This is a genomic window from Streptomyces murinus (assembly GCF_002154555.1).
Lineage (GTDB): Bacteria > Actinomycetota > Actinomycetes > Streptomycetales > Streptomycetaceae > Streptomyces > Streptomyces murinus.
Window position 1 is genome coordinate 1 of record NZ_MUNF01000952.1, and the last position, 479, is coordinate 479.

The window sequence follows — 479 nt, forward strand, 5'->3', positions numbered from 1 at the left end:
CGGTGGCGGCGAACTGGTTGAAGGCCACCATGTCGAAGGACTTGGCACCGACGGCGGTGTCGATGAACTTGATGGCCTCGGTGAGGATCTTGTTGCTGGAGGCCGCCAGATCGGTGGGGAGGTTGGCGGTCGGCAGCTTGGTGCGGGCCGTGGCGAGGGTGCCCCGGAAGCCGGTCAGCGGGGTGATCCAGCCGGTGTCGCCCGCGGGCTTGAAGGCGACCATGTCCAGGTCGTGCGGGTCGATGCGCTCGGAGTTGGCGATGTTCGGCACCTTGTCGCTGAGGTAGGCGGCGATGACCGAGTAGACGCCGAGCGGTACATGGGCGATGGACTTGGCCAGTTCGAAGTACTCCGGCACCGGGTCCACGGTCTCGACCTGCACCCCCTTGTCGATCAGGGTGAAGCGCCCGCCGACGGCGTTGTTCTGCACGACGACGACCGGGCTGAGGTGCTTGGTCAGTTCGGACTTGAGGGACGCG

At 66.4% G+C, this 479-nt stretch carries 1 pseudogene; it reads right to left on the bottom strand.

Features of this window, described 5'->3' with window-relative positions:
* Positions 1 to 479 (bottom strand): annotated as a pseudogene (locus tag CCN72_RS36855) (hypothetical protein); the annotation flags it as partial.